Below are 14,331 nucleotides of genomic sequence, written 5' to 3'. Positions count from 1 at the left end.
GGGTAGCCAACCAATCAGCCGCTACCCGTCATGACTTAATTACTGTTTTGCACGTTCTTCCAACATTACAACCGCAGGCAGTTTTTTCCCTTCCACGAACTCAAGGAAAGCGCCACCACCCGTAGAGATATAAGAAATTTTGTCAGCAATACCGAACAGGTCGATCGCTGCCAACGTATCGCCGCCACCGGCGATAGAGAAGGCATCACTCTCTGCAATGGCACGCGCGACAATTTCAGTTCCTTGACGGAAATTAGGGAATTCAAATACGCCAACCGGACCATTCCATAGAATCGTTTTGGCGTTTTTCAGGATATCTGCCAGCCGTTGAGCGGATTCATCCCCCAGATCGAGGATCTGCTCATCATCTTTAATATCACTGGTAGATTTTAAGGTTGCTTCGGCCGTTTCAGAGAATTCTGTTGCTACGCGAACATCGGTTGGCACCGGAATATCACAGCTTATCAGCAATTTTTTCGCTTCCGGGATCAAATCATCTTCATAGAGAGAACGACCGACATTGTGGCCTTCCGCAGCAACAAAGGTATTTGCGATACCACCACCAACAATTAGTTGGTCAGCAATTTTAGACAGCGTATCCAGAACAGTCAGCTTGGTTGAAACTTTAGAACCACCGACAATAGCCACCATCGGGCGAGCCGGATTATCCAACGCTTTACCTAACGCCTCTAATTCCGCGGACAATAAAGGACCGGCGCAAGCAACAGGAGCGAACTTAGCCACGCCGTGAGTGGAAGCCTGAGCACGATGAGCCGTACCGAATGCATCCATGACATAAATATCACACAGGGAGGCATATTTTTTAGCCAAGGTTTCGTCGTCTTTCTTCTCACCTTTATTAAAGCGAACATTCTCCAGTACAACCAGTTCACCATCTGAGACTTCTACGCCTTCCAGATACTCTTTTTCCAGTCGAACGGAGGAGGATAATTTCTCTTTTAGATAGTCTACTACTGGTTTCAGCGAGAATTCTTCACTGTATTCGCCTTCAGTCGGGCGGCCAAGGTGAGAAGTAATCATGACCTTGGCACCTTGTTTCAGTGCTGCTTCGATGGTTGGCAAGGAAGCACGGATACGCGCATCAGAGGTGACTTTGCCATCTTTTACCGGAACGTTCAGGTCAGCGCGGATCAAAACACGCTTACCCGCCAGATCTAAATCGGTCATCTTAATTACAGACATGGTGAATCCTCTCATTGATTCTCTAAATTATTTAATCTTGCGCCGTGTGCAAATCTATTATGGACCGTCTATCAACAACAGATCATTTGAAACCTGTAGCAGCCATTGCTAACGTTGTATCTAACATTCGGTTAGCAAATCCCCATTCATTATCACACCAAACTAATGTCTTAATCAGGTGTTGCCCACTAACCCGCGTTTGTGTGCCATCAACAATCGCGCTGTGGGGATCGTGGTTAAAATCCGTTGAGACTAACGGCAATTCGGTATAGTCAACTATACCACGAAATGAAGTAGCTGCTGATTTTTGCATTAATTCGTTGATTTTTTTAACAGTTACTGAAGATTTTACCGTAACGCTCAAATCGATAGCGGTGACGTTAATCGTTGGTACGCGCACCGAGATAGCTTCAAAACGGTCACAGAACTTTGGAAAAATCCGGGTTATCCCTGCGGCCAACTTGGTATCCACTGGAATGATAGATTGACTGGCGGCCCGAGTACGCCGTAAATCTTTGTGATAAGCATCAATCACCGGTTGGTCATTCATTGAGGCATGAATGGTTGTTACTGTGCCAGATTCAATCTCAAATTCATCATCCAATAATTTAATGATGGGAATAATGCAATTAGTGGTACAGGAAGCATTGGACACAATGCGATCTTCTGCTGTCAGTAAATGTTGATTCACACCATAAACTACCGTCGCATCTAAATCATGGCCCCCCGGATGGGCAAACAGTACTTTTTTGGCGCCACTGGCAAGATGTGCCTGACCATCGGCTCTGCTGCCATAAATCCCACTGCAATCAAGAACAATATCAATTCCCAGTTCTTGCCAAGGCAACGTCGATATATCGGGTTGATGAAACAGGCGAATATTATCATCACCAACTTGCAACAAATCATTATTCAGACGCACATCCCAGGCAAAACGACCGTGACTTGAGTCATATTTCAGCAAGTGAGCAATCCCTTCGGCATCTGCCAGCTCATTAACAGCAATAACCACAATTTCAGCCCGGCGTCCAGATTCATAAAGAGCACGTAAAATACTGCGTCCTATTCTGCCAAAACCGTTTATTGCTACCTTGATTGTCATGTTACTCCCTGAATATAGTTATTACCACCCAACCGCTTAGAATAACTGACTAAATCACTGATGTACTGATTGCTTATCACAAAACTGTCAAAACCGTGCATAGAAAACCGCGTCAGACAACAAAATGAAACGATTCAGCTATAAATAACGAGATTACGGGAAAAGGAGATTGATAGCAATAGTAATTGATTGCAATGGCAAAAAGTGATCAACCTGCCAAGTGAAGATACCGAAAATTAATTGTTAGCAGAAAAATGCCGCTTTATTTTCTCCCCGTTCAAAGGCAAGGCTTCCTACTTCATTTAAAGACTGTTGCTCATATTCGTCGAACGTAAACAAGCAGAAAGAAACAATCCCACCGTTATTGACTCACAACTGCGACATTGATCATCAATATCACTTGTTGAAATATTGACATTCAATCTCAATAAATGGAAACTGGTTGTCGTTTTTTGAGGTGATAAGGAATAAGGAAGTAAATCGTGCCAACCGAGAAAACTTCAACGTTTGAGGTATTCACTGAGATCACATTGGCAGTATTTCGGCTCAATGCCCTACTGCTCTCTAAAGGGGATCAGCTCGTTGCTCCGTTGGGAATCACGAGTGCGAGATGGCAAATACTCGGTGCGATTGCGCATGCGCCACATCCACTTACTGCGCCTCAGATTGCCGCCGCAATGGGTATCACGCGCCAGGGAGTGCAAAAGCAATTGAATCTCGGGCTGAGCTCAGGGATGGTGAAAACTATCACTAATCCTCGCCATGAACGCTCACCACTCTATCAACTGACCGAGCTCGGTTGGCGTACTTTTGATGCGGCAATATCGCTGGAAGCTGAATGGGTCGGATCATTGATGCAATCCTCTGATCCTAACGAGCTAAAGGTGACACTAAACACCTTAATGAGCCTGGAGACGGCGCTGGAAGAGTTACCGGTGCCAAATACACGACATAGCGCTACAGATTCGTTTGTTAATAACGATCAAGAGTTACCAAATAGTTAAACGAAATACAACGTGGAAACAGCATGTAATTGGTGGAACACATTTGTCTCTACGTTGACATATTGTTGCCGTCAAAAGCCGCGTAAATCACGCGACTCGTCTTGGCAGGATAGCAATACAAGCATAAATATAAACAAATAATTTTCAGGAGATAGAAATGGTCAAGCTAGAAGAAATGGACACCCACGTAACCCTGCGGGAACAGTTATTTTCGAACACCGATGGCTCCATAGTGCTGGTGAACATATTTCATGTTGATCCCTCAATGGCTGACGCCCTAATAGAAACTTGGAAGGAAGATGCAGAATATTTCCGGTCTAAGGTAGGACTGATTTCCGCACAATTACATCGTGGAATCGCTGGCAGCGGCACATTTATGAACTATGCCATTTGGGAGAGCCTGGAGCGTTTTCGCGACGCGTTCATGGACCCTGAATTCAAGGAGAAACTCTCCAAGTATCCTGATGGGATTGTCGGCTCGCCTCACGTATTCCAAAAAGTAGCCGTCCCTGGAATTTGCGTGGCATAAGCCGAGGAAAACTGTCACGATCCCTCTTCGATAACGATATCGTGCAGAAAAAGAGCGCACCCGCTCAACGTTTACCTCAGGTGCGCTCATTTATGAAGCGATTAATTATTTCAGCAGCGCTTTAGCCTTAGCGACCACATTCTCTACAGTAAAACCAAACGCTTTAAACAGTTGATCAGCAGGAGCTGACTCACCAAATGTATCCATACCAACGATAGCGCCATTCATACCGACATATTTAAACCAGTAATCGGCGATACCCGCTTCGATTGCAACACGTGCCGAAACCGCAGCAGGCAGAACCGCTTCTCGGTATGCAGCATCTTGCTTATCAAAAGCATCAGTAGACGGCATGGAGACTACGCGCACCTGACGACCTTCCTCAGTCAATTGGTGGTAAGCACTCACCGCCAACTCAATTTCTGAACCGGTTGCAATCAGAATCAGTTCTGGCTGTCCTTCACAATCTTTCAGAATGTAAGCCCCTTTCTCAATATTAGCCAACTGCTCAGCAGTACGTTCTTGCTGTGCCAGATTCTGGCGAGAGAAAATCAGCGCTGATGGACCTGCTTTACGATCAATAGCGTATTTCCACGCCACCGCAGATTCAACCTGGTCGCATGGACGCCATGTGCTCAGATTTGGCGTCACACGCAAACTGGCAAGCTGTTCTACCGGCTGATGAGTCGGACCATCTTCACCCAAACCGATTGAGTCATGGGTATAAACAAAGATGCTGCGAATTTTCATCAATGCCGCCATACGCACTGCGTTACGGGCATATTCAACGAACATCAGGAAAGTTGCGCCATAAGGCACAAAACCACCATGCAGAGCGATACCGTTCATAATGGCTGACATGCCAAATTCACGAACGCCGTAATGGATGTAGTTACCTGCCTGATCTTCGTTCAATGGCTTAGAACCTGACCACATCGTGAGGTTACTTGGCGCCAAATCAGCGGAGCCCCCCATAAATTCAGGCAGCACCTTGCCAAAAGCTTCCAAGGCATTCTGAGATGCTTTACGGCTGGCGATATTGGCCGGATTTTCTTGCAACTGTTCGATAAATGCTTTGGATTCAATTTCCCAGTTTGCCGGTAGCTCGCCACTGGTACGACGTTTGAATTCAGCCGCTAATTCAGGATACGCTTTTTCATAGGCAGAGAATTTTTCATTCCAAACGGCTTGTTTCGCATTACCAGCTTCTTTTGCGTCCCATTCAGAATAGATGTCCGCTGGAATCTCAAATGCCGGATAATCCCAATCCAGTGCTTCACGAGTCGCGGCAATTTCCGCATCACCCAATGGAGCGCCATGAGAATCATGAGTGCCTGCTTTGGTTGGCGCGCCAAAACCGATAACTGTTTTGCACATTAGCAGAGAAGGTTTATCAGTAACTTTACGTGCTTCTTCAATAGCAGCTTTAACGGAAGCCGCATTATGGCCATCAATACCGCGAATCACATGCCAGCCATAAGCTTCAAAACGGCTTGCCGTATCATCCGTAAACCAGCCTTCAACATGACCATCAATGGAAATGCCATTGTCATCATAGAAAGCAATCAATTTGCCTAGCTTTAAAGTGCCCGCCAGAGAGCAAACTTCATGAGAAATGCCCTCCATCATGCAACCATCACCCATAAAGACATAAGTATGATGGTCAACGATCTCATGGCCGGGACGATTAAATTGCGCGGCCAGAGTGCGTTCAGCAATCGCAAAACCTACTGCGTTGGCAATCCCCTGCCCTAAAGGACCTGTCGTAGTTTCTACGCCTGGAGTATAACCATACTCAGGATGGCCTGGGGTTTTAGAATGTAACTGACGGAAATTTTTCAGATCATCAACTGAAACATCATAACCGGTGAGATGCAACAGGCTATAAATCAGCATAGAACCATGACCGTTAGACAATACAAAGCGGTCACGATCGACCCAATGTGGATCTGTTGGGTTATGATTCAAATAATCACGCCATAAAACTTCAGCGATATCAGCCATTCCCATAGGCGCACCAGGGTGTCCTGATTTTGCTTTCTGCACAGCATCCATGCTCAGGAAGCGAATAGCATTAGCAAGGGTTTTACGAATGGTCATTTTCTACTCCAAGTGGGATAAAAACGTTTAGGGGATAATTTTCTCAGCACCGCGTACAAACCGCAATCTTTAAAGCCAACTACCGGGAAACTATCTTAATTTCATCTGAACGGCAATTCTTTGATTTACCTTATGGCTCTATATAAATTTCGGCGTCATCAGAGTAATAAACACACTCATGGCACATATAAAGGGATTAATGAATTAAACACAGCTATTAGTTGTAAATCAAGAGATAAAACAACCCATTAAACGAGACATATTCTTAATTTATAGCAATTTTCAGCGATTAAATTGATTGTTTATATTGATCCTAATTATATGCTAATGATCTCTTAATAATTTGATTTATCAAAAGTGAATACAGAAAAAAAACTCCAATCAAAAACCAATGTTATTTTAACATCAATAACCAAATAAATAATTTAAGATAAAATAATACTTGTAGTTATATTTTCTTATATGATGATATTTTTACCAAAAATAATAAGCAATTTGATTAACAGATATAGATAAAATAAAAAAATATTATTTTTTGGCAAATTAATTATTGCATTCCATTATATAATCAGGTTATTTTAAATAGAACATATAAAATAGACACGCAGATGACTACTTAATTAACAACTAGGGCATTTTCATGTCAAATATCAAAAACAGACCAAGTAATATCACTCCGCAATTAATTTACATGTGGGAAAAAAGTAATGAGCCTTGGGGCGCGAAAGATCGCCAATCAAGATTTATATATGCAAATCCTGCTTTTTACCAACTGCTCAATCTGCCCGAAGATTTCGAGATTACTGGGCTTTCAGCAAAGGAACTGCCCTTACCTATTGCGGAGTATGCAGAAGAATATTGTCGCCAAGATCAAAAAGTGATGCAAACCATGAAAACGGTCACTTCACTTGAGACCCATCTATTTGGGGAAAATAAAGTCAAGCAAACCTATCGCTGTAGTAAATACCCACTTTGTGATGAAAATGGGAACTGTATCGGCATTACTTTTCATATGTCCAAAGTTCAAAATTTTTCTATTGCTTACTATCATGAAAAAGTATCTCCAGCAGCTCTGGAATTTACCCCCCCTAACGACATATTGACTCAAACTGAATGGGAAGTTCTTTTTTTAGCTCTTCGCTCACTGGACGAAGAGAGTATCAGCGAAACATTAATGATAAGTACAGAAGAAGCCATTAACCATATTCAGTCAATTTACCGAAAATTTGATCTACCGCTGCATATAGAATTAGACGATTTCTGCAAAGCAAATAAGTTTGATCTATATATTCCAGAAAGGTTCGTCGCTACTGGCAGCCAAGAGTTATAGCTTCCCATTAATTAAAATCTAAGTTCCAGATATTTCTCCAATAACAATAGGAATTATGTTGTGAGTTATAAAAAATTAACCGTATCGCCTCAAATTATCAATCTAATGGAAACCAGTCATGAACCCTGGGGCATAAAAGATCAAAGTTCCCGTTTTATCTATGAAAACAAGGCAATGGCTATGTTGCGCGATCTTCCCCGAGGTTTTAATGTAGAAGGACGTCTAGACAATGATCTGCCTTGGGAAGGCGCCGCTTTTGCAGAACAATTTCAGATCCATGACAGAGCGGTAATGCAAGCAGAACAAAGAATATGCTCATTAGAAACCCATTTATATGGTAAAGAAAAATTACTTTCCTCCTATTTCTTCGAAAAGTTTCCATTTTATAATGAAGATAATCAATGTGTCGGTGTCATTTTCCATGCCTGGAAAGCCGAAGCCTATTCTCTGACCCGCTTTTTTTATGGCAAACTCCCCGGTTCTATCATGTTCCAGCCTCCTTCTGATCTATTTACTCAACGGGAATGGGATGTCATTTTTCTATTTTTACAGAAATACACCAGTAAACAGATCGGGCGAATACTGAATATTTCTTATCGCACAGTAGAAACGCATATGTTACGGATATACAAGAAAATTGGTATTAATTCCGGTCAACAATTGGATGAATACTGCCGCCTTAATGATTTTGATCTCTATGTCCCTGAGAGATTTTTAAAACCTGGTAGTAAAATGTTTATATAATGTGGTAAATAAAACAGATGAAACCAACGAATAATATATCAGCACAGATAATAAACACCATAAAACATAGCCATGATCCTTGGGGCATTAAAGACAAAAGCACTTGCTTTATTTATGAAAATAAAGCAATGGCTATGCTACAAGATATTCCGCTTAACTTGAACGTCGAAGGGCGTTTTGATTGTGAATTACCTTGGGCTGGAGCAATCTTTGAAGAGCACTTTCAACGACATGACAGAACAGTCATGCGCTTGGAAAAAAGTGTATGCTCATTAGAAACACATAGATTTGGCAAAGAAAAACATCTTTGTTCCTATTTCTTCGAGAAATTCCCATTTTATAATGAAGATAATGAGTGTATTGGCATTATTTTCCATGGACGAAAAGCGGAAGCGCTTTCTTTAAAAGAGTTTTTCAATGGAAAATTGCCACCTTCCATTATGTTTTGCTCTCCCTCAGAAAAATTTTCCCAACAAGAGTGGGAAATTATTTTCCTATTTCTGGCAAAACATAGCAAAAAGGAAATCAGTGAGAGACTCAATATTCCTTATCAATCGGTAAAAAACCAGATAGAAAAAACATACCAGAAACTAAAAGTGAATTCTGATTCTCAATTTGAGGAGTATTGCCGTATAAATAATTTTAACCTTTATATACCAGAGAGATTGTTATTTCCTTATTTATAAATCTCATCTTTATATTAAAATTATTATAAAGGCAATAATATTATAAAATCCAAATATGAACCTATTAAACTAATTATGCCACGACTCAGCCAGATGATATACCTTATAGATTTCAAGATGCATCGCGACGGCAAGGGAGCGAATCCCCGGGAGCTAGACAACTATGTTACCGGGGTGAATGAGTGCAGCTAACAAAGAGGCAACTTGAAAGATGACGGGTATATATGAAATAAAATCCCAGAATCGTGGTTTGCAAAAGATAAGGGATTTCTCCATATTTATGTAAATGTAATATTTACTACCGTTAATAAATTTTCTGAAAGATAGCAAAAAGTATTCATAAGCAACTATTAGTTATTTAGGTTATTAAGCTAAGAATATTTTTCGCCGATAATAATAATGCTCTTTACATTCACAAAAAACACCTCCAATATATAGGGAATATTCTGTTATAAAACAATCGATATATTATTCAGTATTCTCTCCGATAGCCTATTCAATTAACCTTGATCGATAATCTGCACCCAATTACTACCAAACAGCAAGACATTGATAATTTATCTATTATCAATGTTTTTCTCACAATAAAAACTTGGAGATTATTTATGGGTATTCAAGACTGGCATCCGGCAGATATTATTGCAGCACTGAGAAAACAAGGAACAAATCTTTCAGCCGTTTCTCGTAAAGCTGGCTTAGCATCATCGACGCTAAGTAATGCATTACATCGCCCGTGGCCAAAGGGAGAAGCATTAATCGCGACTGAATTAGGTTTACATCCATCGGATATTTGGCCATCACGCTATAGACCTGGTAAAGAGAATAAATTCTTAATAAAAGTTGCAGAAACAAGCTGTATAGAAAGCTGGTAACATCTGTATGTCTTATTTTAATGCAATTTCATTATCATCTATATTGTCTATCGAGAGATTACTGCATGATGTAAGTACGAACAAACAAGATATAAGTACAAATAAAAAAGCCCCGGGCAACTCCCAGGGCTTAGAAATCTTTGGCGGTGCGGACGGGACTCGAACCCGCGACCCCCGGCGTGACAGGCCGGTATTCTAACCGACTGAACTACCGCACCGCGCAGCGTTCTGGTTGAGAACGGGGTGAATATTACGAATCCAAGATCATTCCGTCAATATCTTTTATAACAAAGTGGCGCATTTGATCAATTTTCCACCCCAAAAGGTGATTTATCCGCAATTTTATGTTAACTCTGTCCAGAATTTATACGCCATAAACAGCTCCCGCCCTTCTTCTCAACTAAATCCAATCTGGATTCGTGAGCGGCGAGTTCTTCATCCGTTGCATAAACGACTTTTAATGCCGTTTGAGGCCGGGTAACACGCTGTATTTCAGCAGCATTCGCACCGCCAGCAATTTCCCCTTCCATTGAAAAAGCAAGGGAAGTCTGACCGCCTGTCATTATCAAATAGACATCAGCCAATATCTCGGCATCGAGCAACGCGCCATGTAAGGTTCGTTTAGAATTGTCTATATCATAACGATCACATAACGCATCAAGGTTATTTCTTTTTCCTGGAAATAGCCCTCTCGCAAGTTGTAAGCTATCAGTAATCTTACAGAAATCCGCAGTCGGCGGAATATCACGATCCAGCTTGCCAAACTCATAATCGATAAAGCCGATATCGAAGGGAGCGTTATGGATGATCAATTCGGCGCCGCGAATAAATTCAATAAACTCATCTGCAATATCAGCAAACAGCGGTTTATCCTGCAAAAATTCATCACTGATCCCATGCACTTCAAATGCTTCAGGATCGACCAATCTGTCCGGTTGAATATAGACATGAAAATGGCGTCCAGTTAAACGACGGTTAATAACCTCCACAGCCCCAATTTCAATAATTTTGTGCCCTTCATAGTGAACACCTAATTTATTCATACCGGTAGTTTCGGTATCAAGAACAACTTGTCGTGTAATTGCCGTGCTCATAATGCCTTTTTATGTCAGACTTAGGGTTTTGAATTGAATAAGCAGAGTCTACCAGATATGAGCAAGCAGGTAGAAATTTTCACCGATGGATCTTGTCTCGGCAATCCGGGGCCTGGGGGCTACGGTGTGTTATTACGTTATCAACAACACGAAAAAACCCTTAGCGAAGGTTTTTACCATACAACCAACAACAGAATGGAGCTCATGGCAGCAATTATTGGCCTGGAAACACTGACTCGCCCTTGTAAAATTGTTTTAACCACCGACAGCCAATATGTGCGTCAAGGCATTACACAATGGATTCATAACTGGAAAAAACGCGGCTGGCGTAAAGCAGATAAATCTCCGGTCAGTAATGTCGATTTATGGCAACGCCTTGATCAAGCCATTAGCCGCCATGACATTGATTGGCTATGGGTCAAAGGCCACGCCGGACATGATGAAAATGAACGTTGTGACGAATTAGCCCGTACCGCAGCAAACTCACCAACAGAAACCGACACTGGATATCTCGAAAATAGAGATTAACTGCGCTTTCGGTAACATTTTGTTACACCAACAGCACTGCCCAATTTAGGCTTTAATAATGTCACTTTCATCTGGTTTAGTGTTAATGGCAATGTGCGTTTGCGGGCAATAATCAGACTGACACACCCTAATGCAGACAGGCGCCGATTAACAAAACCCGTTTCATTTCGCCAGGGCAATACTTGAAAACTATCACGGTACACCACTTCATAATTAAGCAAACTCAACCAATCAAGTTGGCGCATCAGGGAGAACATCCGACTGCAATAGGGCTGATGACGCCATAATCCCGGCACTAATTTTCCCAAACCAAGCAAACTCAATGAATTAAAACCACTGATAATGAGCCAACCATCATCAATCATCACCCGGTCAACTTCCCGTAAAAGACGATGGGGATCGGCGCTGTAAGCCAGCATATGACTCAGCAAACAAGCATCAACGGACTTTTCTTCAAACGGTAGATGGTAAGGATCAGTAATCACATGCATATTCTTGCCTTCCTTACCCACATTGGTCTGATTAAAAATCGGACACTCTTTGCTGTCAATTTCGGCACTCAAATTACCGACTTTCAGCAGGTGGAAACCAAATATTTTCGGCCACCAAGGTTGTAATTGACACTCCAAAGCGGCACGGTAATACTCCCCCCAAGGTAAATCAGCCCAAGAAGCCGGGGGATTTATATTCTGTATTGTATGTGCAGATTTCATGGCTTCTTTTCCTTATAACCCGCTGTTAATAAGAGGTATACAATGGAGCTTATCAGCATTTCTGCCCTTTCGGATAATTACATTTGGTTACTTTGTGACGAAAATAGACATGCTGTAATCGTTGATCCGGCAGAATCACAACCTGTTCTTGATACTTTAAAATCCCGCGGCTGGATACCCGATGCAATTTTACTTACCCATCATCATCACGATCATGTTGGCGGCGTTCCTGGAATTATTGAGCGATTCCCTGAGCTACCAGTATACGGTCCAAAAGAAACCGAGAGCAAAGGCGCCACGATAATAGTACATGGCGGCGACAGCATCCATTTCGGTCACTTTTCTTTCCAGATCATCGACATTCCAGGCCATACTCTGGGACATATTGCTTTTTATCAAGCACCTTACCTCTTTTGTGGGGATACTTTGTTCTCTGGTGGTTGCGGCCGCCTCTTTGAAGGAACCGCTGAACAGATGTATACATCTCTAAGTAAAATAGCTGAACTGCCCGATGACACACTGATCTGTTGCGCCCATGAATATACCGTTCCTAATATGAAATTTGCTCATGCTGTTTTACCCAATCAGACTATCAGCGAATATCAGCAAAAAGTAACTCAAATGAGGGAAAACAATCAACCAACAGTACCAACCACATTACAAACCGAGAAAAAAATTAATATTTTTTTAAAATGTGATGATGTTGATTTACAAAGAAATATTGGAATTGTCCCCAACTCTCAACCGCTTTCCGCCGTTTTCCGTCAGCTAAGAAGACAAAAAGATCAATTTTGATTGAGAGAGTTGCTATATCAAGCCAAGATAAGTATTATTGGTCGTCTTTTAAACAACCATAAAAATTAATTATGAAGACAAAAGCGATTCTGTTCGCATCTGTCTTGCTGGTTGGCTGTCAATCCGGGCCTGATTGGTCGACGACAGCCGGACAACGGGCACAGAATTCGTCTTCAACGAGTCTAAAAACAGGCAAGATAGCAGCAACTGATAATACCGATCAGCTTGCTGCCTACTGGGGAGAGGATGGTTCTGGCGCTCAGCGTGAGCTGTGGGGATACATCCGTGATGAGTTGAAGATGAAGATCCCTGATAATTACAGGGTTCGTGAACAACGAAATTATTACCTGAAAAACAAGAGCTATCTCCACGATGTAACTTTACGGGCTGAACCGTATATGTACTGGATAGTCAGGCAGATCAAGCAACGCGATATGCCGATGGAACTAGTACTGGTACCCATAGTGGAGAGTGCTTTTAACCCGCATGCTACCTCACGCGCTAAGGCTGCCGGCCTGTGGCAGATTGTCCCGGATACGGGCCGCAATTACGGTCTTACTCAGGATAAATGGTACGATGCACGCCGAGACGTTGCCGCATCAACAACGGCTGCCCTGAATCTGTTACAACGCCTGAATAAAATGTTCAATGGCGACTGGTTATTGACTATTGCTGCTTATAACAGTGGCGAAGGCCGTGTTATGCGCGCAATAAAAGAAAACCAGATAAAAGGTAAACCAACGGATTTCTGGTCATTATCACTACCACGGGAGACTACGCTCTATGTGCCTAAAGTTCTGGCGCTCAGTGATGTCATCCGTAATAGCGATAAATATGGCATTACGCTGCCAAAATCCAATAACCAGCGGGCGCTTGCTCAAGTTGATGTTGGTCAACAAATCACCCTATCTCAAGCCGCTGAACTGGCTGGCATGTCCCTGACATCGATTAAAGCCTATAATCCTGGGTATAAACGAGGGGTAACATCGCCTAACGGTCCACATTACATCATGTTGCCAAAGGCAAAAGTTGATCAGTTTAAAAACTCGCTAGCAAATAAAACCGTCCTAAGTAATATTCGTCAGGAAGTTGCTAAAAACAACCGTCGATTGAGTAAACAGAGCCAATATAAAGTTCGCTCAGGTGATACATTATCCGCTATTGCAAAGCGGTTTAATGTTTCCACCCGCGAATTACAACGCATGAATAATCTGAAAACCGCCAAATTGTTAAAAATTGGACAAGTATTAAGGGTAAATAATGACAATGCCATTATTTACCGTGTACGCCAAGGCGATTCAATTGCCAGTATTGCTAAACGTCACGGTATCAACATTAAGGATTTAATGAACTGGAACGATGGCATAAAAACAACAGATATCAAACCAGGAATTGAGTTAACGCTCTATGTCAATGAATTTTCTGATGAAGCTTAAAATCTTTTCCAATAGATGTTTTATTGTTGTAGGAAGATAAATAGATGGCCCTCTTCTTAGGGCCATTTCTTCATCTCTAGTGAAATAAATCTTTGCTTATTATTTCCGAAACCAAACGAATTGATAAACAACGTAAGGAAATCATATGATCAATTGATAAATACAACATTCAATCATTAAAATCAGATTAATTAT

14 protein-coding genes and 1 tRNA gene are annotated in these 14,331 nt (G+C 41.9%); 9 read left to right on the top strand and 6 right to left on the bottom strand.

What is annotated here, in order from left to right:
• Positions 1 to 39: 39 nt before the first annotated feature.
• Entirely contained in the window at positions 40 to 1,203 is a 1,164-nt protein-coding gene (gene pgk, locus EAE90_RS08005) for a phosphoglycerate kinase (RefSeq protein ID WP_214053053.1), read from the bottom strand.
• Between the two features lie 82 nt (positions 1,204 to 1,285).
• Entirely contained in the window at positions 1,286 to 2,305 is a 1,020-nt protein-coding gene (gene epd / locus EAE90_RS08000) for an erythrose-4-phosphate dehydrogenase (protein WP_214053052.1), read from the bottom strand.
• Positions 2,306 to 2,787: 482 nt separating this feature from the next.
• Here epd and EAE90_RS07995 point away from each other — a divergent pair, with 482 nt between their 5' ends.
• Both EAE90_RS07995 and EAE90_RS07990 read left to right on the top strand, forming a co-directional pair.
• Complete coding sequence (locus EAE90_RS07995) at positions 2,788 to 3,309, top strand: MarR family winged helix-turn-helix transcriptional regulator (RefSeq protein WP_214053051.1); 522 nt, start codon at positions 2,788 to 2,790, stop codon at positions 3,307 to 3,309.
• A gap of 157 nt (positions 3,310 to 3,466) precedes the next feature.
• A complete protein-coding gene (locus EAE90_RS07990) occupies positions 3,467 to 3,838 on the top strand; it encodes an antibiotic biosynthesis monooxygenase family protein (protein WP_214053050.1) in 372 nt (123 codons plus the stop codon).
• Positions 3,839 to 3,943: 105 nt separating this feature from the next.
• On the opposite strand, the gene tkt is transcribed toward EAE90_RS07990, so the two are convergent.
• The gene (gene tkt / locus EAE90_RS07985; RefSeq protein WP_214053049.1) at positions 3,944 to 5,938 is read right to left on the bottom strand and encodes a transketolase; all 1,995 of its coding nucleotides are present in this window, start codon (positions 5,936 to 5,938) and stop codon (positions 3,944 to 3,946) included.
• A gap of 640 nt (positions 5,939 to 6,578) precedes the next feature.
• On the opposite strand from tkt, the gene EAE90_RS07980 reads away from it, so the two are divergent.
• The 4 genes from EAE90_RS07980 to EAE90_RS07965 all read left to right on the top strand — a co-directional run bounded on the left by EAE90_RS07980 (position 6,579) and on the right by EAE90_RS07965 (position 9,570).
• Complete coding sequence (locus EAE90_RS07980) at positions 6,579 to 7,268, top strand: PAS domain-containing protein (RefSeq protein ID WP_214053048.1); 690 nt, start codon at positions 6,579 to 6,581, stop codon at positions 7,266 to 7,268.
• 60 nt (positions 7,269 to 7,328) lie between these two features.
• Positions 7,329 to 8,012, top strand: a complete 684-nt coding sequence (locus tag EAE90_RS07975; protein ID WP_339921032.1) for a helix-turn-helix transcriptional regulator — start codon at positions 7,329 to 7,331, stop codon at positions 8,010 to 8,012.
• 17 nt (positions 8,013 to 8,029) lie between these two features.
• A complete protein-coding gene (locus EAE90_RS07970) occupies positions 8,030 to 8,698 on the top strand; it encodes a helix-turn-helix transcriptional regulator (RefSeq protein ID WP_214053047.1) in 669 nt (222 codons plus the stop codon).
• 605 nt (positions 8,699 to 9,303) lie between these two features.
• Entirely contained in the window at positions 9,304 to 9,570 is a 267-nt protein-coding gene (locus EAE90_RS07965; RefSeq protein WP_214053046.1) for a helix-turn-helix domain-containing protein, read from the top strand.
• Positions 9,571 to 9,711: 141 nt separating this feature from the next.
• On the opposite strand, the gene EAE90_RS07960 is transcribed toward EAE90_RS07965, so the two are convergent.
• Both EAE90_RS07960 and dnaQ read right to left on the bottom strand, forming a co-directional pair.
• Positions 9,712 to 9,788: transfer RNA gene (locus tag EAE90_RS07960), tRNA-Asp, on the bottom strand.
• A gap of 129 nt (positions 9,789 to 9,917) precedes the next feature.
• Complete coding sequence (gene dnaQ, locus EAE90_RS07955) at positions 9,918 to 10,664, bottom strand: DNA polymerase III subunit epsilon (RefSeq protein ID WP_214053045.1); 747 nt, start codon at positions 10,662 to 10,664, stop codon at positions 9,918 to 9,920.
• A 57-nt stretch (positions 10,665 to 10,721) separates the two neighbouring features.
• Between dnaQ and rnhA the strand changes: the two genes are divergently transcribed.
• On the top strand, positions 10,722 to 11,192 hold the full coding sequence (gene rnhA / locus EAE90_RS07950) for a ribonuclease HI (protein WP_214053081.1): 471 nt from the start codon (positions 10,722 to 10,724) through the stop codon (positions 11,190 to 11,192).
• Here rnhA and EAE90_RS07945 read toward each other — a convergent pair.
• Positions 11,189 to 11,905, bottom strand: coding sequence for a class I SAM-dependent methyltransferase (locus EAE90_RS07945; RefSeq protein ID WP_214053044.1), 717 nt, complete (start codon positions 11,903 to 11,905; stop codon positions 11,189 to 11,191). The two genes, rnhA and EAE90_RS07945, sit on opposite strands and share 4 nt — an antisense overlap.
• A gap of 42 nt (positions 11,906 to 11,947) precedes the next feature.
• On the opposite strand from EAE90_RS07945, the gene gloB reads away from it, so the two are divergent.
• Positions 11,948 to 12,700: a hydroxyacylglutathione hydrolase gene (gloB, locus tag EAE90_RS07940; RefSeq protein ID WP_214053043.1), complete on the top strand. Its 753-nt coding sequence runs from the start codon at positions 11,948 to 11,950 to the stop codon at positions 12,698 to 12,700.
• Positions 12,701 to 12,771: 71 nt separating this feature from the next.
• A complete protein-coding gene (mltD, locus tag EAE90_RS07935) occupies positions 12,772 to 14,136 on the top strand; it encodes a murein transglycosylase D (RefSeq protein WP_214053042.1) in 1,365 nt (454 codons plus the stop codon).
• The last annotated feature ends 195 nt before the right edge of the window (positions 14,137 to 14,331 follow it).

The sequence above is a fragment of the Photorhabdus caribbeanensis genome, from assembly GCF_018448885.1.
In the GTDB taxonomy this organism is placed as follows: domain Bacteria; phylum Pseudomonadota; class Gammaproteobacteria; order Enterobacterales; family Enterobacteriaceae; genus Photorhabdus; species Photorhabdus caribbeanensis.
The sequence above is the reverse complement of the archived record's forward strand: the minus strand, read 5'-3'. Positions and strand labels throughout refer to the sequence as shown.